Source organism: Reinekea thalattae (genome assembly GCF_008041945.1).
GTDB classification, from domain to species: Bacteria; Pseudomonadota; Gammaproteobacteria; order Pseudomonadales; family Natronospirillaceae; genus Reinekea; species Reinekea thalattae.
Window position 1 is genome coordinate 156382 of the sequence record NZ_VKAD01000001.1, and the last position, 24345, is coordinate 180726.

Consider the following 24345-nt stretch of genomic DNA (forward strand, 5'->3'; position numbering starts at 1 on the left):
GCGAAGGTTTTTTCCGCTTAGCGGCAATCATATGCCGGAATTCCGTCATATGTTGCGAGTCTACAAGGTGGGTGACTTATTCTTGGCGGCTAAGTCTGACAGGTGAACAGTTTAAAGATAGTCGTAAGCGTCTAGCGATAAGCCATGGCAGTGATCAGACTGTTCGGACATTAAATAGCGGTACAGCGGCATGTGCTGTTTAGCGCTGGGCAGTGTTTCGGGGGCTTCTTGTGGGAAGGCGCTGGCGCGCATCTGAGTGCGAGTACCGCCGGGATTGACGGCAAATACTTTAACGCTTGAGCTGTCTTTAACTTCATCTGCCAGCGTTTGCATCAAGCCTTCGGTGGCGAATTTAGACACAGCATAGGCGCCCCAAGTTGCCCGACCCTTACGACCGACACCAGAGCTGGTAAAAACAATGCGACCCGCATCGGCGGTTTCGAGTAATGGTAAGAGCGCTTGAGTGAGGTAAAAGCAGCTGTTGAGATTGGTGTTGATGACATCGAGCCACTGTTGCGCGGGGTAATCTGCAATGGTGGTTTTGCTGCCAAGAATCGAGGCGTTAAATAGCACGCCATCGAGCCGGCCATATTCCTGTTGAATGGCCTGTGCCATTTCTAGTGCGATATCTGGGTTGAGAGTATTCAGATCGTATGGGAACAGCGTTGGTCGAGTATCTGTAGTCGCTTCTATCTCGTCGTAGATGGCTTCGAGCTTGTCTTGCGAACGAGCAATAAGCACCACGTGCGCGCCTTGGCGTGCAAATTCTAACGCTGCCTCTTTACCAATGCCGTCGCTGGCACCGGTAATTAAAATTACTTTGTCGGTTAACAGGTTTGCGTTGACGGCATTAACTTGAGCTTTGCTCGGTGCGCTCATGATGCCGTCGCTTCGTTGCTGCTCGCTTGTTTCTCAGTTGCCATCAGGTAATTCACCGAAACATCATCGGTTAGTTTAAAGCCTTTGCTAATGGGGTTGTATTGCATGCCCGCTAGGTTGAGTGTTTTTAAGCTAGCGTTTCTGGCGAATTGGGTGAGTTCCGAGGGCTTAATAAACTTTTTAAACTCATGCGTGCCTTTCGGTAACAGCTTTAATACATATTCTGCCCCTGCAATGGCAAACAACCAGGATTTAGGGTTGCGATTAATAGTCGAGAAAAATGCTTTACCACCGGGTTTTAGCAAGCGCTCACAGGCGTGCACAATTTGCTGCGGCTCGGGTACGTGCTCCAGCATTTCCATGCAGGTAATAACATCGAATTGGCCGGGTGCTTCATCTGCCAGCTGTTCGGCGGTCATTTGTCGGTATTCAATGTTTTCCACACCCTCGTCTAGGGCGTGCAGTTTGGCGACCTGTAATGGCGTATCGGTCATATCGATACCCAAGACCTGTGCGCCTCGTTTGGCTAGGGTTTCGCTTAAAATGCCGCCACCGCAACCGATGTCGAGCACCTTGAGGCCAGCGACATTGATGTAGCTGTCGATGTAACTCATGCGCAGCGGGTTAAGGTCGTGTAGCGGTTTAAAGTCGGAATCCGGATCCCACCAACGGCTGGCAAGCGCTTCAAACTTCGCAATTTCTTCTGGATCTACGTTATTAGTTGCACCTAGCTTTGCCACTGTGAATCTCCGTTTTAAATCAAAGCCGGCCTGTTGGCCGGCGGGTTTTGCTTATGTTGGCAATATTGCTTATCGACGATCTTAGCCGCGAATTTTCTTTTGCCATTGCTGCGCGTTTTCAATTACCGCGGCCTTATCAATGGTGGTCAGTTCACGGTCGTTGAGCAACTGCTTGCCATCAACCCAGACGTGCTTGATTTGGTCACGTGTTGAAGCGTAAACAATGTGCGATACCGGGTCGTAAATTGGCTGTGACTCTAAGTCGTCCAATGCGATAGAGGCTATATCTGCGCGTTTGCCGACTTCTAGGCTGCCAATTTCTTTATCCCAATCTAAGGCGATAGCGCCGTTAATCGTTGCCATTGCAAGCGCTTCATAGGCTGGCAATGCAACAGCACTTTGAGCCACTGGCTTGGCGATCATCGCTGCGGTACGCATTTCGCCTAGCATGTCTAGGTCGTTATTACTGGCTGCGCCATCGGTTCCTAGGGCGACGTTAATGCCGCGTTTTTGCAGCTTGTCGACAGGGCAAAAACCACTGGCCAGCTTTAGGTTGGACTCAGGGCAATGCAGAACGTGAGCGCCAGCTTCGGCGATGTCATCGATATCTTCATCGCTTAAGGCCGTCATGTGTACAGCTTGGAACTTGTCGTTTAACAAGCCAATGTTTTTAAGGCGACGAATCGGGCGGTTGCCGCGCTCATCCAATTGGCCTTGTACTTCAACTTCGGTCTCATGTACGTGCATCTGTACCGGTACGCCAAGTTGCTCAGATAATTCTTTAATGCGAATTAACGGCTCGTCAGAGCAGGTGTACGGCGCATGAGGACCAAAAATTACTTTAATTTTGTCGTTGTCTTTATATTTACCGATTAATTCCGCAATTAGATCAATATGCTCGTCTGGCGTTTGTGCCCAGTTGGTTGGGAAGTCCAGAATCGGTGGGCACAATTGTGCTCGCATGCCGCTTTCGATGGCAGCGCGTGCGGCAGCATCGGCAAAGAAGTAGTTGTCAGAGAATGTCGTGGTACCGGAACGAATCATTTCGGCAGCGGCAAGTAGGGTGCCGTCCTTAACAAATTCGTCGCTGACCCATTTGCCTTCGGCAGGCCACATGTGGTCGTTTAGCCAAGTCATCAGCTCAAGATCGTCAGCCATGCCACGGAATAGTGACATCGCGCAGTGGCCGTGAGTATTTACAAAACCAGGAATCAGCGCTTGGCCTTCTAGGTTTAGAGTGTTTGCGGCGCTGTACTGGCTGCTGGCTTGATCACTTGGCAGAATGTCGATAATTTTGCCGTCCAAGATGGCGACGCTGTGGTGTTCTAGTACATCTCTTTGCTTGTTAACCGGAATAACCCAGCGGGCGTTAATAAGAGTGTCGATCGTTTGCATAGGTTTTATCCTGCTAGCGTTGAAGGGAAGTTAAATTGTCTAAAGCGCGTATGCTAGTCAAAACGTCGGCTAATCTCCAGTTTGTCAGCGAATAGATCGCCAATTTCCTGTCTATCTCATTGATTTGTGGTATTATTTCTAGCTTTGTTGGGCTCGAATACTGATGCCCGGTAACACGGTGAGCCAGTTAGGCTGGCAGTGCCAATTAGAAAGGATAGTGATACCTCATGGGTGAATTAGCCAAAGAGATTTCTCAGGTCAATATTGAAGAAGAACTGAAACAGTCTTACTTAGATTACGCAATGAGCGTGATTGTTGGTCGAGCGTTACCAGATGTACGCGATGGATTAAAACCAGTGCACCGACGCGTCCTCTTTGCCATGAATGTATTAGGCAACGATTGGAATAAAGCCTATAAAAAATCTGCCCGTGTGGTCGGTGATGTGATTGGTAAATATCACCCGCACGGCGACTCAGCTGTTTACGACACCATTGTTCGTATGGCTCAGCCGTTTGCTATGCGTTATACCCTGGTCGATGGTCAGGGTAACTTCGGTTCGATCGATGGTGACTCTGCCGCGGCGATGCGTTATACCGAAATTCGCATGGAAAAGCTGGCACATTCGCTGTTAGCTGACCTTGAAAAAGAAACCGTCGATTACGTCGAAAATTACGACGGCTCTGAGCTGATCCCAGAAGTCCTACCGACTCGTGTGCCTAATTTATTGGTCAATGGCTCATCCGGTATTGCTGTGGGTATGGCGACTAACATTCCGCCGCACAACCTTAATGAGGTTGTTAATGGCGTATTGGCGCTTATCGATAACCCCGATTTGGATATCGATGCGTTAATGGAATACATCCCGGGCCCCGATTTCCCAACGGGCGCCTACATTAATGGCCGTAAAGGCATTGTAGAAGCCTATCGCACCGGTCGTGGCCGTATTTACATGCGCGGTAAGGCCGATGTTGTTGTCGATGAAAAGACAGGCCGTGAAAGCATTATTGTTCACGAAATTCCGTATCAGGTGAACAAAGCACGACTCATTGAAAAAATTGCCGAGCTGGTTAAAGAGAAGAAGATCGAAGGTATTTCTGAACTTCGTGACGAGTCTGACAAAGATGGCCTGCGTATTGCGATTGATCTTAAGCGTGGCGAGTCTGGCGATGTACTGTTAAACAATCTTTATGCTCAAACTCAGCTAGAAACTGTCTTTGGTATTAATACCGTTGCCTTGGTCGACGGTCAGCCTAAGGTGTTAAACCTTAAAGAACTGCTTGATGCCTTTATTCGTCACCGTCGCGAAGTTGTGACGCGTCGAACTGTTTTTGAATTACGTAAAGCTCGTCAGCGTGGACATATCCTCGAAGGTCTGGCTGTTGCGCTAGCGAATATCGATGAAATGATCGAATTGATCCGTTCTTCTGCAACAGGCGCCGAAGCCAAAGAGCGTATTTTGGATCGCAGTTGGGCGTTGGGCGATGTTTCAAGCATGTTGGAGCGCGCTGGTGCCGACGTTTGCCGTCCAGAAAACTTGGATGAGCAGTTTGGTGTTCGAGATGAGCGTTATTTCTTATCGCCAGAGCAAGCGCAGCAGATTCTTGATATGCGTTTACAAAAGCTGACGGGTTTAGAACACGAAAAACTGATCGGCGAATACAAACAAATTATTTCTGACATCAGTGAGTTGTTGCATATCTTGAACAGCTTCGAGCGCTTGATGGAAGTGATTCGTGAAGAACTTGAGCAAGTTAAAGAAGAGTTTGGTGACGAGCGTAAAACGGAAATTCTTTCCAGCCGCTTAGATCTTTCTATGGAAGATTTGATTACCGAAGAAGATATGGTGGTGACCATCTCTCATGCTGGTTACGCCAAGACTCAGCCGCTAACCGATTACGAAGCACAAAAGCGCGGTGGTAAAGGCCGTTCTGCTTCAAGCTTAAAAGATGAAGACTTTATTGAGCATCTATTAGTGGCGAACACGCACGACACCGTGTTGTGTTTCTCTAACTTTGGCAAGGTGTATTGGTTGCGAGTGTTCGAAATACCGCAAGCCAGCCGCGCCGCCAAAGGTCGTCCAATGGTCAACCTATTACCACTGGATGCAGAAGAGCGAGTCACGGCTATTTTGCCGATTCGTGAATACGATGCCGATCACTTTATCTTCATGGCAACCGCTAACGGTACCGTGAAGAAAACCTCGCTTGATTCCTTCTCACGTCCACGCAGCAGCGGCTTGATTGCCTTGTCACTGGATGAAGGCGATCACCTAGTCGGCGTAGCGCTGACCGACGGTGAGCGTGAAGTGATGTTGCTTTCTGATGCCGGTAAGGTTGTACGCTTTAAAGAAGAGCATGTGCGTGCAATGGGCCGTACTGCTCGTGGTGTTCGTGGTATTCAATTGGAGTCTGGCCAAGCGGTTATCTCTTTGATGGTACCAACTGAAGAAGGCACCGTATTGACGGCTTCTGAGCGTGGTTACGGTAAGCGTACTGCGATGAGCGAATTCCCAACCAAAGGTCGTGGCACTAAAGGCGTTATTGCCATGGTGTGTAATGATCGTAATGGTAAGTTGGTAGGCGCTAAGCAGGTGTTCAATAACGATGAAGTGATGTTGATTTCTGACAAGGGCACCTTGGTACGGACTCGCGTTGAAGAGATTTCGACTCTGGGTCGTAACACCCAAGGCGTTACGCTGATTCGTATTGCTGAGGATGAAACCTTAGTGAGCATTGAGCGTATCCAAGAGCCTGAAGAAGTACTTCAGATCGAAGCGGACGGCACTGCAGCACCAGAATCTGAAAGCGCAGTCGATTTGCCTGCTGCTGACGATTCTGAGACTCAGGAACCTGAAGCTTAATCAGAACTAGGTACTAACTAAGTAGGCGTTAAAATCAAGTAGGTAAAGGTGGCGATGGTCGGCGCAAAGAAGACATATAATTTTTGTTCTGGCCCGGCCATGCTTCCGGAAGATGTTCTACTTAAGGCGCAAGCCGAACTGTTAAATTATCAAAATCAGGGTGATTCAGTGATGGCACTGTCTCACCGCTCTGATGCCTTTCTCGAGATCCTAGCCCAAGCGCAGCAGCGCTTAGCGGCGTTGCTGGATTTACCCGATCACTATCGAATCTTATTTATGCAAGGCGGTGCCAGTGCGCAGTTTTCTGCTGTGCCGTTGAATCTTAGGCAGAACAACTTGCCGATTGGTTTTTTAGACAGTGGTTATTGGTCGCAAAAAGCTCTCGAAGAAGCTCAAAAATACGCCGAGGTTGATGTCATCGCGAGCTCTCAGTCGTCCGGCTATCTAAAGGCGATCGAGCAAGCTGATTATCAGCTTTCTAAGCCACTGTCTTATTTGCATTACACGCCAAACGAAACCATCGATGGCAATGCGTTTTATTGTATTCCAAACAACCAGTTGCCGAATGGCCAAGAAGTACCGCTGGTGGCAGATATGTCCTCCTGTATTTTGTCTGAACCGATCGATGTTTCGCGTTTTGGAGTTATTTACGCCGGTGCGCAAAAGAATATCGGCCCAGCTGGTTTGGCGATTGTTATAGTGCGTGAAGACTTATTAGCGCGTTCGCAGCAAAACCAGCAGGCTATGCCGCGATTATTAAACTACGCCACGGTGGTTGAGCAAAATTCAATGGCTAATACGCCGCCGACCTTTGCCATCTATATGGCGAATTTGGTGTTTCAGTGGTTGCAGCAGCAGGGCGGTTTAGAGGTGATTCAGCAGCGTAATCAGGCAAAAGCAGAGCTGCTTTATCAAGCTATTGATAGCAGCCGGTTGTTTGTCAACAATGTTGAAAAAAACCACCGTTCTAAAATGAATGTGCCTTTTAGTAGCCAAAATGCAGAATTAGACGCAAAATTTGCCGAACAAGCACAGCAACAAGGCCTGATTAGTTTGCAAGGTCACCGCAGTAAAGGTGGTTTACGTGCCAGTATTTATAACGCAATGCCTTATCAAGGAGTTGAGGCGTTGGTGCAATTCATGAAGAGTTTTGAGAACCAATATGTCTGATCAAAAAAAAACAACCGACGCTAAAGACGAAAGCGAATTATTAGGCTTGCGTGACGAGATTGACCGCATCGACGGCGATATTCTGCAGCTTATTTCGCAACGTGCAAAATGCGCCGAACGCGTTGCCGAAGTAAAATTAAAAGCCGACCCAGAGCACGCTGTTTTTTATCGACCAGAACGTGAAGCTCAAGTCTTGAATCGCATTATGGCTGCCAACCCTGGGCCGCTTGCTAATGAAGATATGGCGCGTTTGTTTCGTGAAATTATGTCTGCCTGTTTGGCTCACGAAAAACCGATTGAAGTAGCCTACCTTGGGCCTGAAGGCACCTTTACTCAGCAAGCGACGAAAAAGCATTTTGGTCAGTGGGTAAAAAGCCGACCGATGCCTGCCATTGATGAGGTTTTCCGCGAAGTTGAAGCCGGTGCTGTTCAGTACGGCGTAGTGCCAATCGAAAATTCGACCGAAGGCGTGGTTAACCATACGCTCGACACCTTTATTACATCGAATATTCATATTTGCGGTGAAGTAGAGTTGCGTATTCATCAGCATCTAATGGCTGGCCCAAATACCAAACGCGATAAAATCACTCGAATTTACAGCCACCAACAGTCGTTGGCGCAATGTCGTAAATGGCTCGATGCGCATATGCCGCATGCCGAACGTATTGCTGTAAACAGCAACGCTGAGGCGGCTAAACGAGTGCAGGGCGAGTGGAATTCTGCGGCCATTGCCGGTGAGTTGGCCAGTGAACTGTACGATTTAGACATCATTGAGTCGAATGTCGAAGATAGCCCAGATAATTCAACTCGATTCCTAATTATTGGCCGTGAAGAAGTTGGCCCTTCAGGTGATGATAAAACCTCGCTGGTGGTGTCAATGCGCAACGAGCCTGGCGCACTCTATAACCTATTAAAGCCTTTTAAAGAGTTTGGTGTTGATATGACACGGCTTGAGTCTCGTCCATCGCTGACAGGTAACTGGACGTATGTGTTCTTTATCGACTTTGTGGGTCACACCAGCGAAGAAAATGTTCAAAAAACATTGGCCTCGCTAAAGCAGACCGCTGCCGATGTGAAAGTGCTGGGTTCTTATCCAAAGGGCGTTATTTAATATTATGAATCAACAGCCTAAAGTGCTCGTTATCGGGCTTGGTTTAATCGGAGCATCCTTTGCTAAGGCTCTAAAATCCCGACACGCCGCCTATGTTTATGGCTATAACCGAGGTGCTGGCGTTGCTCAGCAAGCTAAAGAATTGGCGGTAATCGATGAGGTGGTTGACGATTTACAGTCATTACCGCCGCTTGATTGCATCGTGCTTGGTGTGCCTGTGTTGGCTATCGCACCAGTGCTTGAGCAAATTAAGCCAGCCTTATCCGGTTTGACGCTATTGACCGATGTTGGCAGCGTTAAGGGTGAAGTTGTCACCATTGTGCAGCAAACCTTAGGTGAATTACCGGCCTGTTTTGTACCCGGTCATCCTATTGCTGGGGCTGAGAAAAGCGGTTTAGCGGCGGCCAATGAGACGTTGTTTGACGATCACATGCATATCATAACGCCGTTAGCATCGAGCTCAGCTGCAGCGATTGAGCTGGTAACACAGCTTTGGCAAGCCTGTGGTGCCGATGTTATCTCTATGTCGGTAGAAAAACATGATGAAGTGCTAGCGGCAACCAGTCACTTACCTCATCTGTTGGCTTTTTCATTGGTTGATACCCTGTCTCGTGAATCTGAAAACAGCGAGATTTTCAAATACGCCGCTGGCGGCTTTCGGGATTTTTCCCGCATTGCGGCTTCCGACCCAACCATGTGGCACGACATCTTTTTAACCAATCAGTCGGCATTGTTAGCGGTACTTCGGCGCTTTCAGGCCGATTTAAGTCAATTAGAACAGGCTGTCGAGCAGGGCGATGGTGCCTACCTCAAACAGGTGTTTACGCAAGCTAAGCAGTCGCGAGACCACTTTTCTGACCTATTGGCGGCGCGCAAAAAAAAATCTCAATAACCAGTGCCGCCTTTGTTAATGGGCGTTAGCGCCCATTTTTCATCATTGTCATAAAGAATATTTCGCTAGGCGGTTGCTATTCGCTGACAAGATGCAAGAATGCGCGCCAAAATTCGTTGTCTCAACGTGAAATATGACACACAGCTTTTATTGATCAGCAATCTGTCTTGATCGGTGTCGGTGTTTTTACGTCGCCGGAAATTTTGTGAAGTAAGTAGTGACGTCACCGGAAATGTGAAGTACCGGAAAGATGACGTCGCCGGAAATTTAAAGTAACCCCTAATTAAATAAGTAGGAATGGACATGAGCAGCCAAGCTCCAATTATAACTCTTGATGGACCAGGTGGTGTTGGCAAGGGAACAATCAGTGCATTACTGGCGGAAAAACTCGGTTGGCACTTTCTAGATTCTGGTGCGTTGTATCGACTCACCGCTCTTGCAGCAATCAATCATGGCGTGTCACTCAAAGATGAGCAGGCGGTTGCCTTGATCGCTGAGCACTTGGATGTCCAGTTTGTTCAGAACGACACAGTGACTCATATCGTGCTAGAAAACGAGAAGGTGACCGAAGCCATCCGTACCGAAGAAATCGGCACCAGCGCCTCTATTGTGGCGGCTTACGGCCGTGTACGTGATGCATTATTAAAGCGTCAACGAGCGTTCGCGGTAATGCCAGGTCTAGTGGCTGACGGTCGAGATATGGGCACGGTTGTGTTCCCTGATGCGCCGCTAAAAATATTTATGAATGCGTCGGCGCAAGAGCGTGCAAAACGCCGCGTTAAGCAATTACAGCAAAAGGGTTTATTGCCCGATTACGATACCGTTTTGGCAGACATTACTGCTCGTGATGAACGTGACCAAAGCCGCAGTGCAGCGCCTTTAAAACCTGCTGACGATGCCATCTTAATTGACACAACAGAGCTGTCTATCGAGCAAGTTTTGGACGCTGTTTTAGAAGCGGCGCAGCAGCGAGCTTTGGTTTAAGACATCTGTATCGAATTTGGTGCTAAGTGGCGTTAGATTTGGATTTTCCCTGGTTTTCGAGTTTTTTGGCGGTTTTTTCGCCAAAAAAGCCTCGTAAGTACTTGGGTTTTAGTCTGCTATCCGTATAATACGCCACCCAATTTCAGACGAAACTGCATTGCTGTGTATGTTTCGAACTGTGCTCTAGAGCCTCACTTGGACCAGCAGCGTCGAGGTTTTAGGGAATTTAGACAGACCCGTGAAAGCTGGATCACGGCCTTGTTGTAAAAGATTATTTTACGACGCTAATCGCTTAGGAAATTTAATTAAATGACTGAATCTTTCGCTGATTTATTTGAAGAAAGCTTACAAACAATCGAAATGGAGCCAGGCTCCATTGTTACCGGTGTTATTGTTGACATCGATTCTGACTGGGTAACAGTCCACGCTGGCCTTAAATCTGAAGGTGTTATTCCACGCGCTCAATTCTTGAATGATTCAGGTGAAATTGAGATTGCAGTGGGTGACGAAGTTAAGGTCGCGCTTGAAGCCGTTGAAGATGGTTTCGGTGAAACACGTCTTTCACGTGAAAAAGCAAAACGTGCTGAAGCTTGGGCAGAACTTGAAAAAGCTTACGAAGCGAAAGAAGTGGTTATTGGTGTTATTAACGGTAAAGTCAAAGGCGGCTTCACTGTTGATGTTAGCTCTGTACGTGCTTTCCTACCGGGTTCATTGGTTGATATCCGTCCGGTACGTGACACGCTTCACCTAGAAGGTAAAGAGCTAGAATTTAAAGTGATTAAGCTTGATCAGCGTCGTAACAACGTTGTTGTTTCTCGTCGTGCGGTTCTAGAAGCGTCTAACAGCGCTGAGCGTGATGAGCTATTAGCTAACCTACAAGAAGGTCAAGAAGTTAAAGGTATCGTTAAGAACCTAACCGACTACGGTGCTTTCGTTGACTTAGGTGGTGTAGACGGTCTATTGCACATCACTGATATGGCTTGGAAGCGCATTAAGCACCCAAGCGAAATCGTACAGGTTGGTGACGAAATCGACGTTAAAGTATTGAAGTTCGATCGTGAGCGTAACCGTGTTTCTCTAGGTCTTAAGCAGTTGGGTGAAGATCCATGGATCGACATCAAAGCTCGTTACCCAGAAGATGCAAAAGTAACTGCGAAGGTAACTAACCTAACAGACTACGGTTGTTTCGCTGAGCTAGAAGAAGGCGTTGAAGGTCTTGTTCACGTTTCAGAAATGGACTGGACTAACAAAAACATCCACCCATCTAAAGTTGTTCAAGTGGGTGATGACATCGACGTTATGGTTCTTGATATCGATGAAGAGCGTCGTCGTATTTCTCTTGGTATTAAACAGACTGTTGTTAACCCATGGGAAGACTTCGGTACTCGTTTCAACAAGAACGACAAGATTTCAGGCAAGATCAAATCGATCACTGACTTCGGTATCTTCATTGGTTTAGAAGGCGGTATTGACGGTCTTGTTCACCTATCTGACATCAGCTGGAACGAGTCAGGCGAAGAAGCGGTACGTAAGTACAAGAAAGGTGATGAGCTAGAAACGACTATCCTTTCTATCGATCCTGAGCGTGAGCGTATTTCTCTAGGTATCAAACAGCTTGATATGGACCCATTCGCAGCCTATGCCGCTGAGAATGACAAGGGCACTATCGTTAAAGGTATCGTTAAAGAAGTAGACGCGAAAGCTGTTATCGTAACGCTTGAAGATGAAATTGAAGGCACTTTGAAAGCGTCTGAAATCTCTCAAGACCGCGTTGAAGATGCTCGTAACGTTCTTAACGTTGGTGACGAAGTTGAAGCTAAGATCGTTAGCATCGACCGTAAGAACCGCGTTATCAGCCTATCTATCAAGTCTAAAGATGTCGACGATGAGAAGACAGCTGTTAAAGAATTGAAAGAAAAAGCTGTAGAAGCTGCAGGTCCAACCAACATTGGTGACCTTATTAAAGCGAAACTAGAAGAAGGTAACAGCTAAGCCTGTTTCTCTCTTATTGAAAAAAGCCAGCATTTAGCTGGCTTTTTTTTGCCTGTAAAAAAGCCTTTGGTGCGGCGATTGTCTAGCTCTTTTTTTGATTTGATTAATGATCTTGCTCAGCACCGCTTAAGCAAAGCCCGTGTTAAATGAAAAGTCGTTTAAAAATAAATACTTGTGTTATTTTTGGGGCTGAATTAGTCTAAATATTAAGCACCTAATATAGCCTTGTTTTGGGAGGTTTTGTGACTAAGTCCGAACTCATTGAACGCATTGTTGATCGGCAGGGGCAGTTATCGGTTAGAGATGTCGAGTTAGCAATAAAAACAATGCTCGATCATATGGCGCAAGCGTTGGCCGAAGGCGAACGAATCGAAATTCGTGGTTTTGGTAGCTTTTCGCTACACTACCGCTCTCCAAGAGTCGGTCGTAATCCGAAAACTGGTGAGTCTGTCGAGCTGGAAGGCAAATATGTACCGCACTTTAAGCCCGGTAAAGAGCTGCGAGAGTCGGTTAACGACAGTATTGACGAGTAGCGTCATGGTCTTTTTTCTATCCGGAGGATTCCGAACTTGCGTTTGACCAAATGGTTATTGTTTGTCGGGGTTTTAGTACTGGGCTGGCTGTTAGGCTGGTCGAATAGCAATCTAATTCAGTTGCAGTTCCTTTTTTGGCGTTCGCCAGAAATTCCAATTTATTTAGTCTTACTGATGACCTTTTTTATCGGCCTAATTTTAGGTGTGTTGTTGGGCTATTTTTCTCGTCGTTCTCGTTCCAGCAAAAATGAATAAGCTGATTGACCTCATTAAACAATGCTTGCCCAGTCGTTTTAGACCTCGGCGTTATCCAGTCACTGATGACACCTTTGAACTAACTACCTTTGAAGGCGATATCGAACAGTGGCTACAAAATTACCCAGTTTGCCAAACCAATGTCGATATTTATTACAACCTTGCTGAGTTGTTTCGTCGGCGTGGTGAGTTTGATAAGGCCGTATCCATCCATCAGGCCATCTCATTAGCAAAGCTTGAAGGTCATGAACCCTTTAAATTAGCCATTGAAATCGCGCACGATTATTACTCGGCAGGGGTGCTTAGCCACGCCGAGGAAATGTTGGTCGGTGCCTTAGATGAGGCCGATGATCATACTTCTCGACAAGCCTTTCGTTTATGGTTGGCGATTTTAGAAAAAGAACAAGATTGGCACCGAGCCATTGAATTGATCGAAAAACACGGCACGCCAGGGTCGGGTAGCTTACGCTTGGCTAATCTTTATTGTCAGTACGCTATTGAGCTTGAACAGCGCGGCGATTATGCCGAGTCGGCCAGTTTATTAACCAAGGCGATGCGCATTGAAGGTTGCAGGGCGCTTTTTCTTTCTGGTTTGTGGCAAGAGCGTCATGGTAAGCAAGTACTCGCATTTCAGCATTATGTTGCGGTATTAAAAAATAACCCACTGCGAGCAGATCTGGTCGTATTACCGCTACAGCAGTTAGCCTTAGAGCTTGGCCGCCAAGCAGAATTACTGGCGTTATTTGCTGAGCTTTATCAGCGTCAGCCGTCGGTTCGTTTTGTCGAGTCGGTCATTGAGCTGTGCCGACTGTCACATCAACCCGTATCAGAGTCTTGGTCAGCGGCGATCCGGCAGCAAGCACATCTGGGCCGGTCAACCATTGTGAGCCGTTATTGGCTAGAGCAAAATGCTGACTGTTCAGAAACAACCTTGGCGCTGGTCGATTCTGTACTGGCGTCAGCCGATTTATCGACGACAGAGCATTATGTTTGCGCTCAGTGTGGTCGAGCAGTCGAAAAATTGCTTTGGCAATGCCCTCAGTGTGAAGCTTGGGAAACCATCTATTCCAGTTATGAACTGAAATTATCGAGCAGTTCGACACAATCGCTATAATTCATTGATTTTTATAAGAAAAAAAGTTGCATCACCGAAATTTTTCGGTATTATAGCGCTCGTTCTTGAGGTACACAGTGTCCCGTTCGTCTAGTGGCCTAGGACACCGCCCTTTCACGGCGGTAACAGGGGTTCGAGTCCCCTACGGGATACCATTTTAAAACTCAAGAATTTACCGAATAGTGAAAGCTTCGGTCTTGCGGGAATAGCTCAGTGGTAGAGCACAACCTTGCCAAGGTTGGGGTCGGGAGTTCGAGCCTCCTTTCCCGCTCCAAATTCTAAAAAGCAGCCTTATGGCTGCTTTTTTCGTTTCTGAAGCTCTATTTTTAACATCGAGGTTTTCTCGACAAAAAAAATCCCAACGTCGAATGCAACATTGGGATTATCGATTGTTATCTATTAATTCGCTTAGCCTTGATGACTGGTAGCGTTAATTACTGGCCTTCATAGGCTTTCAGTTTTTCAGCGAAGTACTCTACATTGGTGCCGTAAGGACCTAAGCCCATTGACTCTTTGCGCCATTCGTTAACTTCAGCAAAGGCTTCCTCAGCAGGGCGTAAGAACTGAACGTCTTTGATCCAGTAATATTTAAAGCCACTGAAGTTACCGTTTTTAGGGTACCAGTAGAATACGCCGAAGCCAGATGGATCTTCGATTGGCGTATTGTGGATGGTGTTGCCAGGAATATAAAAATACTGCCCCGTTTCCATCCACTGGTATTTACCTTGCGAAAGTGTACGTGCACGGCCAGAAACCGCGTAGTAACACTCAGGTTGGCCGTGGAAATGTGGTGCGTGGTCAGAAGGCTTACCATTGGTAATACCAATCGTGACAGGCCAATCACTGAGTTCTTTCCAAAGATAACCAACAGGAGCGTTATCTAGGCTACATTGAGCCGCTTCTAATACGTTACCATCGTCATCAATTGTTAAGCAGCCTTGGTTTTCTTTTGGAATGCTTTTGTCTGATTTAATGGTTTCAAAGTTAACTTTGCCTGCTTCCCAATCTTTAATGTAGGCCTCGATCGTTGGGTTAGAGCACTGCTCTGGCATAGTATCTTGAGGCGCATAAGGACTGGTTACATAGGGTACAGGTGTCGCCTGTTGGAACGGCTGCTGTGCCCGAACAAAGTGACCATGCTCGCTCATGTTAATGGTGGTGTGATCTTCTGCACTGGCTTGGCTTGTTGCTATTGCTATTAGTGCTGGGACTACGGTCGTTAAAAGTAAAGCTTTCTTCATGCTATCTATTCCTTAAAGGTTTTATAGAACATTAAAAGTACTTTCAAATTTAAGTGCGCAATTAACGTCGGCACTGTGTTTTTTGCACCGTCTTATGGTTATCGAGCTGGCAGAATAGAATTGCATTCCACCATATTCAGACAGTGTTCGAACAGTAAGCTAAAGTTTACTCGCAAAACCTGCCTGTTAGCGGTTATTCCATTAAATTTCACAAAACTATAATAATTGGAGCGAGACCCTTGGCGGTTATCAAGGATCTCTGCTTGGGCCAGTCGGCGGATTTAACCGACTTTTGGCACCTCGCTGCTCTCTGCCAGATAGGCTTCAAGGGAATCGTCTAAAGCATCGATCCACGGAGTGTGGTGTGCCGGCGACATTGAACCTGTCATCAACGAGCGGAAAGAATAATCACGGAACGTCATGATGTTTTCTTTCTTATGGTGCTTCCACTCTAAGAAGGTTTTATTGACGCCGGCAACGTCGAAGGTGGGGTAGTCTGTCGCCTCAATTAATTCAAGAATATAGTCGCCCTGATAGGTATACATTTCTTCGGCGGTTTCGAGCGTTAATTCACGCTCACGCCAAGCCATGCTGTCGGCGGTCATCTCTTCAGTGGTTGCTGGTAGTGGAATTTTTCCAACAATAAGATCACGCACATACCAAGCTTGGGCGTCGAACATATTGAAGGTGTACCACTGGTCCTGCATACCTAAATAAAACAGTTTTGGGTTAGCTTCCCAGGCAACGCCTTTATAGAGATTCAACGGCCATAAGCGGTTGTCGGTTTTTAAACGTAGCGACTCTTCCATGAATGGGAAATGATGCAGGTAGCCAGTACATAAAATAATGGCGTCGACCTGTTCGCTGGTGCCATCTTGGAAGTAGGCTTTATCGGTATCGACTTTAATTAGATTGGGTTTTTCATCCCAGTTGTCTGGCCATTTATAACCCATAGGCGCGGTTCGGTAACAGTTGATTAAACGCTTAGCGCCGTATTTGTAGCACTGCGAGCCGATATCTTCAGCGGAGTAACTGCTGCCAATAATCAACACGGTCTTGTCTTTAAACTCTAATGCATCGCGGAAATCGTGGGCATGAAGAATGCGGCCTCCAAACTTACTGAAGCCTTCAAATTCAGGTACGTTTGGTGTTGAGAAGTGGCCCGAGGCACAGATAACATAGTCAAACTCTTCGCTGTATACGTTGTCTGTATTGTGGTCGTGAACGGTTACCGTGAACAGCTGGCTTTCATCACTAAACTCAACATGACGCACAGGTGTGTTGAAGCGAATGTACTTACGAACACCAGCCTTCTCTACGCGTCCTTTTATGTAATCCCAAAGCACTTCGCGTGGCGGATAGGAGGCAATCGGTTTACCAAAATGCTCATCAAAGCTGTAGTCAGCAAATTCCAAACACTCCTTCGGACCGTTAGACCAAAGGTAGCGATACATACTGCAATGCACTGGCTCACCATTTTTATCTAAGCCGGTGCGCCATGTGTAATTCCACAGGCCACCCCAATCTTCTTGCTTTTCAAAACAAACTAATTCTGGAATGTCTTCGCCTTTTTCTTGCATTGACTGAAAGGCTCGCAGTTGCGCTAAACCACTTGGGCCTGCACCTATGATCGCAATACGTGCTGTCATAATCGTCTCCGGTTAGTGCTAATTCTCAACGTTCAGGCTGCATTATTGATTACAGCGTTATTGCGACTAATAAATCACGTTAGCTGGGGTAAAAAAATTCCTACGAATGGGTAATTCAAAGGGGGTAAGCAAGGGTATTTTGGGCAATGTTAGTCGTGATTTTTTCGTTGCGTCTGAAAAATAAATCCTTCAACACCGAGCACAACACCGCTTTCAGAATATTGGCCGTGACCCTTGTCTCTTACCCAAATTTCTTTGCCATCTTTTTGTACTAAAACATATTCCAAGTCAAAGCTGCTGTATTGTTGCAATGCGCCCTGTACACCTTCCCAAACATAAGAGGCGTAATCGGGATGAATCATGGTGCCGATGCTGATTTCCAATTGATTCAATAATTCATCGGTGGAGTAACCGGTTAAGGCTTGGCAGCCGCCGCTGACATAATCGATGGTCCAGCTAATATTGTTGCGTGTTCGATACAGCATGGCCGGTAGGCGATTAACCAAACTTTGCAGGCTGCGGTGACTGGCTTGGCGAATCTGTTCGTTACGAACTTGCGGAGTGATATCGCACAGCGTCGCCGATAAGGGGTACAGACTAGACTCCCGCATTGATTGAATACGCATTTCACACCAGCGGAATTCACCGCTGCTGTGTAATAGGCGAAACCAAATAAGCTCGCTCTGATCAGGACTGAGTCGCTGCAATAATTGATGCCATTGGTTGATATCTTCTGGGTGAATAAAATGATTCAGTGGTAGGTCTAAACTCTGATCGACGCTGACACCTGTTAAATTTTGCCAGCATTGATTTACCGTTAAAATTTTCTGATCTTTATCCAAGGCGAGTACAACGTCATTTAAACTATTGAATAACTGCCAGAGGTGACGTTCAGATAATTCTTTGTTTGTGTTTTTGATCGGCCATTTCAGTAGTGCCATCATAGACCCCTAATTCATTTCATCTTCCGTCAAATTCTTATGCGCCCATGCGGCTAACTCTAGGCGAGAATGCATCCCCAGTTTTCGCAATAGGTTTTTAACGTAGACTTTTACAGTGCCATCGCTAATACCCAGTTCACGGGCGATGAGTTTATTATTCAGGCCTTTGGCAATGTAGAGTAACGTCTCGCGCTCGCGTTCGGTCATATCGGCCAGAGTTGCATGATTATTGGTTGACTCCAATTGACTGCTTTCTCTTAAATGGCTGGCTATGGATGTTACAGCGTCGGCGTTTAAGGCGATGTTGCCATCAATAACAGACAGCAAATGGCTGAGTAATTCATCCGGTGGCGTGTCTTTTTGCAAGTAGCCGTTGGCGCCATATTTGAGTGCTTCTAGCATTTTTTCCTGTTCGGTACAGGCCGTCATGATGACAATTTTTAATTGCTCATTACATTCCCTTAACTGTTTGAGTAAGGTCAGTCCGTCTTTATCGGGCATTTGTAGGTCGAGCAATAAAATGTCTGGATAGGCCGCTTCTAGATTATCCAGCAGGCTAAAGGCATTGTTGTATTCAGCAATAACTTGCATCTGTTCGCTGTCATTCAGTAGCTCAACAACGCCACGTCTAAACAGTGGGTGGTCATCGACAACAGCGACTTGAATGGCTTGTTCACTCATAGTTCTCTCCGATTTTAAGACTCAGAAGAGTCTTCGACGTTTAACAATAGCCGAGTTTGGCTGCCGCCCTGATCACGATTGGTAATCGATAGGCTGCCGCCAATGCGCTCGGCCCGTTCACGCATAATTTGCATACCAAAACTATCGCGTCTTGCCGCAGAAGGCTCGATGCCGATGCCGTTATCTTCGATAACCACTTCCAGTTGGTTGCTGTTAACAGGGTTTAATAAAATGCTGGCATAGGTTGCATGCGAGTGGCGAACAATGTTGCTCAAGCTCTCTCGAATAATGTACAGGATTTGCAACGACTGCTTTGGGCTCAGTGTGTTAATGCGCATACGATTATCCAATTCAAAAAATATCGCAGACTGGTGTTTAAATTCATTGATTGAATTAATAACGCCTTCAGCCAGGTTGTCCGTTTGCATGGTGATGCGTGAAGAGGTGATCAGTTCGCGAGTTTGACGGTAGGCGCATAAAGTGTAACTGCGTAAGTCTTCGGTGATCGGCTGTAATTCTTTATAGGGTTCTTGCTGGCAGAGCTTATCGAGTTTGGCGCTTTTAATACGCAAGTAGCCCAACACCTGTGCCAGTGAGTCATGTAATTCTGCCGCGTAAATTGAGCGCTCTGTTTGCAGTGCGTTTTTTACTCGCTGCTCACGTTGATACCAGGCGTAAATACCTTTCATTAAGCCTTGTTCAATGGAGCTAAGGGCCCAGTTTATTTTTTTACTGTCCGGTACTTTATCGTCGAAACTGCACAGTAACCAAACCACCACCTTGTCATACCTTAAGATTCGTTTGGCGAGCAATTGCCAATGCTTAGATTGGTGCGAAATGGTGAGTAATTCGTTTTCGGCTGGCGTGTTTTTGGTGAACTCTCGATGCAGCGACTGCAATAATTTTGGATGCGGTTGGTTTTGTTGCGCATGATGTACATAGGTTTCTGAGGTTTCTGGCATCGAAAAAATCACCAAAAGATCGCACCGCTGTCGGCTGGTAAATAAATCATTCAGTGACATCTGTAAGTTTTCGATAATGCGCGGTAAGCGTTCACTTAACTGATCGGCCGTGGCTAATTCAAATGCTAAATCATTAAGGTCTGGAGCCTTGATTGGTTTATGCACTGTCATTGTTTGCGAGGTCAATAGTGGCAGATCGATACTCTGCAACCACTTTCTTATCGTTAGTGCCATTGCGCGCTCCCACGTTACTTTCTGATCACTCAACTTCCTGATCACTCATTATCAAGATTGAGACTGCTGTTCTGATTCGTATGTTCTTGGTACGTATGTTCTGAGTACGGACATTTGAAGGGCACTATCTATGCCATAAATTTAATTTTTATTTTACTAACCCAAAAGGGGTATTCCCTCTGGAGGATTGCCTGAATTTTCCTACTGGTAAATATTTATTAACTGAAAAGCGGACTCCATTCAACAGCAAAGTAGGAGTGGAAGGATGCTCAGCTTTGGTGACGCGAAGGTCTTTATTCGCACTCATAAGGCGCATTATTGGATGTTGTTAGGCTTTAGTCGTAGGGCTGATTTCCAGTGCACAGCAACGACAATTTATTTTGTTAAGACGTGATTTTATGAATAACAGAGTTCCATTGCGTAGGGTGAAAGTATGCGTGAAGAGCAACAGAGTGATGGCGATGTTTCAGAGCTTTATAATTTTAGTGTTGATCGTCCAGTAGACAAGCAGCTGTTTAGAATTGATGCGCAAAAGGCATTGGCGTTAACGCTGAACAAAGGCGATCAGTTAAAGCTAGACAGCCCAGACCAAGCTCAGATTTGTGAAATTTTGGTGCTCGATGAGCAGGGCCAGTCGGTACCTGAGGCATTGAGTCAGCAAGCCGTTTCGGTGGCAGAGCAAACCTTAAAACAGCTGCAAGGCAAGGGTGCTTCGGCAAAGCAATTACAGCAACAGTTTGATGCTTGGGGGATTGAAGAATCTCATCTCAACAAGGCGTTGCAGTTTTCCGGTGAAGGCAGTGTTTTTTTAGAAGTGGCTGAGCCGGTGCGAGTTATTTTTATTGCCGCAGGCGAGGACATGCTGGTTGAGCAACATACGCCAGTCGGTGAAGTGCATCTTACCGTGCAATATGCGTCGCCGTGGAGTGAATACCTGCCGGAGCCGTTGGCAGAAGTTAAAGAAGAAATTCGTATTCCGCGCGAAACCGCACGCAGCTACGAAGTTAAAGCCGGTGAGTGGATCCAAATTATCGATGTTTCTGGTAAGCAGTGTTCCGACTTTCTGGCCTTTGATCGTGCCGAGTTAGTTGCCGGTAACGAGCTGGGTTTAGACTCAACCGCGACTCGCTCGGTTATGTCTAGATCAACGCCACAGCCTGGCTTGTTTTCACGATTTTTAGCCAGCGACATGCAGAGTATGGTTGAGGTTGTGCAAGATACCGTTGGCCGTCACGACAGCTTTTTAATGGCCTGCAATCCAAAATATTACGAAGACAGTGGTTATTTTGGCCACAAGAGTTGCACCGATAATTTTAATCGCGTGTTGTCCTTTTACGACATTGCACCGCGCGCCGCTTGGCCTGCGATTAATTTCTTTTTTAACACCGGTGTAGAGCCTTGTGGCACCGTCTTTATGGATGAACCTTGGTCTCGTGCTGGCGACTATGTCTTGCTGCGAGCAACGCGAGATCTTGTCTGTGCATCGTCCGCTTGCCCTGATGATATCGACCCTGCCAATGGTTGGAATCCTACCGATATTCATGTCCGTATTTATGACGCAGAAAACGAATTTCCTCGTGCCAGTGCGCATCGACTTTTACCTGAGGAGTTGCCTCGAATGACTAAGACCACCGGTTTCCATAAGCCGATTTCTGAAATGACTAAGCAGTTGAGCGAATATCGAGGCTACTGGGTTGCATCGGAATACGAAGGCTGGGGCGCAAAAGCAGAATATTTAGCCTGCCGTGAACGCGTTGCCATGATTGATCTTTCGCCACTAAGAAAGTTTGAAGTAACTGGGCCAGATGCCGAAGCCTTTTTGCAATATGTGCTGACTCGTAACGTGCGGCGGTTGGCGATTGGTGAAATCGCTTACTCTGCAATTTGCTTTGATACCGGCGGCATGATCGATGACGGTACGGTTTTCCGTATGAACGAACAAGCCTTTCGCTGGGTTTGTGGCGACCCTTACACCGGTATTTGGATGCGCAATAAAGCGCGCGAAAAAAACTACCGCGTCAATATCCGAAACTCAACCGACCAGCTGCATAACGTAGCCGTTCAAGGCCCAGAAAGCCGTAACTTATTGCGCGAAATTATTTGGTCGGCAGAATGCCAGCCTAGTATGGACAGCCTAGCCTGGTTCCATTTTTTGATTGGCCGAATCGGTGGTCCAGAAGGTATTCCGGTTATGGTTTCACGAACTGGCTACACCGGCGAGTTGGGGTTTGAAGTCTGGTGTCACCCTGATGAAGCAGAGCTCGTTTGGGCTGCAATTTGGAGCGCGGGCGAAAAATATGGCATTGCGCCGCTCGGTTTTGATGCACTCGATATGTTGCGAATTGAAGCCGGATTAATTTTTGCTGAGCATGAATTCTGCGCCGAAACCAATCCTTTTGAAGCTGGAATTGGTTTTACCGTGCCGTTAAAAACAAAGGAAGATGAGTTTGTAGGTCGTCAGGCAATCGCGCGTCAGGCGCCAGAAAGCCGCAAAAAATTAGTCGGTCTTATTTTAGATCAGGATGAGCCAGCAGAGCATGGTGATCAGGTTTTTCAGGGCCGTTATCCGGTTGGAATTATCACCAGTGCAACGCCTTCGCCATTACTCGGCAAACAAATTGCATTATGTCGAGTCGCCCCTGAATTTGCGCAGGCGGGGACTGAACTAGAAGTAGGGAAGTTAGATGGCCATCAAAAACGGCTGTCAGCAACGGTAACTACGTTGCCATTTTACGACCCAGACAGAACCCGAGTTCGTTCTTAAAACTAGGCCTTGGCCTAGTTGAGAAAGATCCGTTCGTTAAAATTCTTTTAGTATTTACCTAGCCTAATTATTAACAGAATTTTTTAGCGAATTGTTAACAAGCCAAATAAACCAGAAGGGGAAAATCAATGGCTGAAGCAATGACGTACTATGAGAAAGCAGTAAAAACAGATCTACCAACAATGGGAGTTCCCGGTGTTAATGCATTTTTAGGTGACATTGCGGTCTCTAAAGATGAGGATAAAACCATTGTTGCTGGTTTTTATCGAATGGAAAAATCAGACGAGCCATTGGTTTATGAATATCATTATCACGAAATGAAAATTATCGTTGAAGGTGAAATGATTATTTCAGATGCAGCAGGCAATGAAGTTCACGCGACAGCTGGCGATGTATTTTATTTTCCGAAAGGCAGTGTTATTACCTTTCAATCGCCGAATTATGGTATTGGATTCTTTTGTGGCCAGCGTAAAGAAGGCGAAGCCTAAGCTTCACTAATTTAAGCCGGTAAAAACTTATTACTACAAAGTTTTCTTTTAATTAAGAAACAAAAAAAGCAATCACATGTATTAGCCATTAATAACTTAAATCTGTTTTAGAGCAGTTGGAGAGAGTCAAATGGATCAAACTGAAGTTGCAACAACACTAGCGAGCCTACAGGCTCAGTTAGACATGACAGGCATTATCAATATGGAAGTTTTTTATTGGTGGTGTACTGGCCTTATGGTGATCATTCACGCAGGTTTCTTGGCCTACGAAATGGGTGCATCTCGGCTAAAAAATGCATTGGCATCGGGTGTTAAAAACATTCTTGCTTTTGCCTTTATTATTCCTACCTTCTTCTTTTTTGGTTGGTGGATTTACCTTGCGATGTACAACGGATTTGTTCCAGATTTCGCAGCGGCAGCAGCCGGTTTGCCTTGGTCACAATATATGGGGCCAAACCTAACCGATAATGCCAGCGGTATTTTCTGGGGTGCATTCGTACTGTTTGCAGCAACAACCGCTTCGATTTTCTCGGGCGCTGTTATCGAACGTATCCGCATGAGTTCATTCATTGTACTGGCCATTCTTTTGGGCTCGGTTGTATGGATTCTTGGCGCATCTTGGGGCTGGCACCCAACCGGTTGGTTAACCGTTAAATGGGGCTTCCATGACTTTGGTGCTGCTGGTGCGGTACACATGGTTGCAGGCTTCTTCGCACTGGGTGTAACGATCAACCTAGGCGCACGTTTAGGTCGCTTTGCTCCAGATGGCACGCCAGTGGATATCAAAGGCCACAGCATGCCAATGACGATCATCGGTCTTATGCTTATTATCGTTGGTTTCTTCGGCTTCCTAGGCGGCTGTATTATTTATGCAGGCAACGCTCAGTGGACGACCATCTTCGGTACGCCAGTAACGCTATCTGCTATTAGCTTCAATACCTTGATGGCATTCTCTGGCGGCATCATCGGTGCTTACTTCGTAACTCGTCAGCCATTCTGGATGATGTCTGGTGCGCTAGCCGGTATTTTCTCAGCAGCGCCAGGCTTAGACCTTTACTACCCACCATTGGCTTTCCTAATGGGTATCACTGGCGGTATCGTCACTCCATTGGTTGATAAGTTCATTACCAGCAAGTTCAAGTTGGACGATGCTGTTGGTGCTTTCGCAGTACACGGTGTCGGTGGCCTAATTGGTATCGTCGGTCTTGGTATCTTCAGCGGCTTCCCGAACGTTATCGAAGGTGCACCAAACATTACCTTCTTCGGTCAGTTAGCCAGTGCTGTTGTTATGGCGCTACTGGGCTTTATTCCTGGCTTTGTTGTGTCTTTCTTTATGGCCAAAGCGGGCGCATTACGCGTACCACCAAAAGCCGAAGAAATGGGTCTGGATATCGTCGAAGTACCACTCGTCGCGTACCCAGAATCTGTACCTGCTTCTAAATAAGTTACCATTTCAATC

The 24345-nt window shown here is 46.5% G+C and carries 20 protein-coding genes and 2 tRNA genes; 14 read left to right on the top strand and 8 right to left on the bottom strand.

Features of this window, described 5'->3' with window-relative positions; all coding sequences use genetic code 11:
• Nucleotides 1–111 precede the first annotated feature (111 nt).
• The 3 genes from FME95_RS00750 to FME95_RS00760 all read right to left on the bottom strand — a co-directional run bounded on the left by FME95_RS00750 (nt 112) and on the right by FME95_RS00760 (nt 3014).
• Nucleotides 112–879, bottom strand: coding sequence for a YciK family oxidoreductase (locus tag FME95_RS00750; protein ID WP_147712230.1), 768 nt, complete (start codon nt 877–879; stop codon nt 112–114).
• On the bottom strand, nt 876–1619 hold the full coding sequence (ubiG, locus tag FME95_RS00755; protein WP_147712233.1) for a bifunctional 2-polyprenyl-6-hydroxyphenol methylase/3-demethylubiquinol 3-O-methyltransferase UbiG: 744 nt from the start codon (nt 1617–1619) through the stop codon (nt 876–878). The genes FME95_RS00750 and ubiG overlap by 4 nt, the downstream gene beginning before the upstream one ends.
• A gap of 81 nt (nt 1620–1700) precedes the next feature.
• The gene (locus FME95_RS00760; protein WP_147712236.1) at nt 1701–3014 is read right to left on the bottom strand and encodes a TRZ/ATZ family hydrolase; all 1314 of its coding nucleotides are present in this window, start codon (nt 3012–3014) and stop codon (nt 1701–1703) included.
• Between the two features lie 227 nt (nt 3015–3241).
• On the opposite strand from FME95_RS00760, the gene gyrA reads away from it, so the two are divergent.
• The 11 genes from gyrA to FME95_RS00815 all read left to right on the top strand — a co-directional run bounded on the left by gyrA (nt 3242) and on the right by FME95_RS00815 (nt 14200).
• Nucleotides 3242–5875, top strand: coding sequence for a DNA gyrase subunit A (gene gyrA, locus FME95_RS00765; RefSeq protein ID WP_222709885.1), 2634 nt, complete (start codon nt 3242–3244; stop codon nt 5873–5875).
• A gap of 54 nt (nt 5876–5929) precedes the next feature.
• Nucleotides 5930–7045 (top strand): 3-phosphoserine/phosphohydroxythreonine transaminase, encoded by a 1116-nt coding sequence (gene serC, locus FME95_RS00770; protein ID WP_147712239.1) that lies wholly within the window; start codon nt 5930–5932, stop codon nt 7043–7045.
• Nucleotides 7038–8156: a prephenate dehydratase gene (pheA, locus tag FME95_RS00775; RefSeq protein WP_147712243.1), complete on the top strand. Its 1119-nt coding sequence runs from the start codon at nt 7038–7040 to the stop codon at nt 8154–8156. The genes serC and pheA overlap by 8 nt, the downstream gene beginning before the upstream one ends.
• 4 nt (nt 8157–8160) lie before the next feature.
• A complete protein-coding gene (locus FME95_RS00780) occupies nt 8161–9048 on the top strand; it encodes a prephenate dehydrogenase/arogenate dehydrogenase family protein (protein WP_147712246.1) in 888 nt (295 codons plus the stop codon).
• A gap of 297 nt (nt 9049–9345) precedes the next feature.
• Nucleotides 9346–10032 carry a (d)CMP kinase gene (gene cmk / locus FME95_RS00785; RefSeq protein ID WP_425468221.1) on the top strand — a complete coding sequence of 229 codons (687 nt, stop codon included), beginning with the start codon at nt 9346–9348 and terminating at the stop codon, nt 10030–10032.
• 309 nt (nt 10033–10341) lie between these two features.
• On the top strand, nt 10342–12024 hold the full coding sequence (gene rpsA / locus FME95_RS00790) for a 30S ribosomal protein S1 (RefSeq protein WP_147712250.1): 1683 nt from the start codon (nt 10342–10344) through the stop codon (nt 12022–12024).
• Between the two features lie 242 nt (nt 12025–12266).
• A complete protein-coding gene (gene ihfB, locus FME95_RS00795; RefSeq protein WP_147712252.1) occupies nt 12267–12557 on the top strand; it encodes an integration host factor subunit beta in 291 nt (96 codons plus the stop codon).
• 36 nt (nt 12558–12593) lie between these two features.
• Entirely contained in the window at nt 12594–12812 is a 219-nt protein-coding gene (locus FME95_RS00800; protein ID WP_187265398.1) for a LapA family protein, read from the top strand.
• Entirely contained in the window at nt 12805–13926 is a 1122-nt protein-coding gene (locus FME95_RS00805) for a tetratricopeptide repeat protein (protein WP_147712255.1), read from the top strand. Before FME95_RS00800 ends, FME95_RS00805 begins: the two co-directional genes overlap by 8 nt.
• 79 nt (nt 13927–14005) lie before the next feature.
• Nucleotides 14006–14081 (top strand) — tRNA-Glu (locus FME95_RS00810).
• A 44-nt stretch (nt 14082–14125) separates the two neighbouring features.
• Nucleotides 14126–14200: transfer RNA gene (locus FME95_RS00815), tRNA-Gly, on the top strand.
• A gap of 160 nt (nt 14201–14360) precedes the next feature.
• Here the strand turns inward: FME95_RS00815 and FME95_RS00820 are convergent.
• From FME95_RS00820 to FME95_RS00840, 5 genes are all read right to left on the bottom strand, one after another.
• Entirely contained in the window at nt 14361–15167 is an 807-nt protein-coding gene (locus FME95_RS00820) for a cupin domain-containing protein (RefSeq protein WP_147712257.1), read from the bottom strand.
• A 281-nt stretch (nt 15168–15448) separates the two neighbouring features.
• Entirely contained in the window at nt 15449–16816 is a 1368-nt protein-coding gene (locus FME95_RS00825) for an NAD(P)-binding domain-containing protein (protein WP_147712259.1), read from the bottom strand.
• A gap of 149 nt (nt 16817–16965) precedes the next feature.
• Entirely contained in the window at nt 16966–17757 is a 792-nt protein-coding gene (locus tag FME95_RS00830; RefSeq protein ID WP_187265399.1) for a PAS domain-containing protein, read from the bottom strand.
• Nucleotides 17758–17766: 9 nt separating this feature from the next.
• Nucleotides 17767–18438: a response regulator gene (locus tag FME95_RS00835; protein WP_147712263.1), complete on the bottom strand. Its 672-nt coding sequence runs from the start codon at nt 18436–18438 to the stop codon at nt 17767–17769.
• 14 nt (nt 18439–18452) lie between these two features.
• Entirely contained in the window at nt 18453–19634 is a 1182-nt protein-coding gene (locus FME95_RS00840) for an ATP-binding protein (RefSeq protein ID WP_147712265.1), read from the bottom strand.
• 433 nt (nt 19635–20067) lie between these two features.
• Between FME95_RS00840 and FME95_RS00845 the strand changes: the two genes are divergently transcribed.
• The 3 genes from FME95_RS00845 to FME95_RS00855 all read left to right on the top strand — a co-directional run bounded on the left by FME95_RS00845 (nt 20068) and on the right by FME95_RS00855 (nt 24330).
• Complete coding sequence (locus FME95_RS00845) at nt 20068–22398, top strand: DUF1989 domain-containing protein (RefSeq protein ID WP_147712267.1); 2331 nt, start codon at nt 20068–20070, stop codon at nt 22396–22398.
• A 128-nt stretch (nt 22399–22526) separates the two neighbouring features.
• Nucleotides 22527–22886 carry a cupin domain-containing protein gene (locus tag FME95_RS00850; protein WP_147712269.1) on the top strand — a complete coding sequence of 120 codons (360 nt, stop codon included), beginning with the start codon at nt 22527–22529 and terminating at the stop codon, nt 22884–22886.
• Between the two features lie 130 nt (nt 22887–23016).
• On the top strand, nt 23017–24330 hold the full coding sequence (locus FME95_RS00855) for an ammonium transporter (protein WP_147712271.1): 1314 nt from the start codon (nt 23017–23019) through the stop codon (nt 24328–24330).
• Nucleotides 24331–24345: the final 15 nt, after the last annotated feature.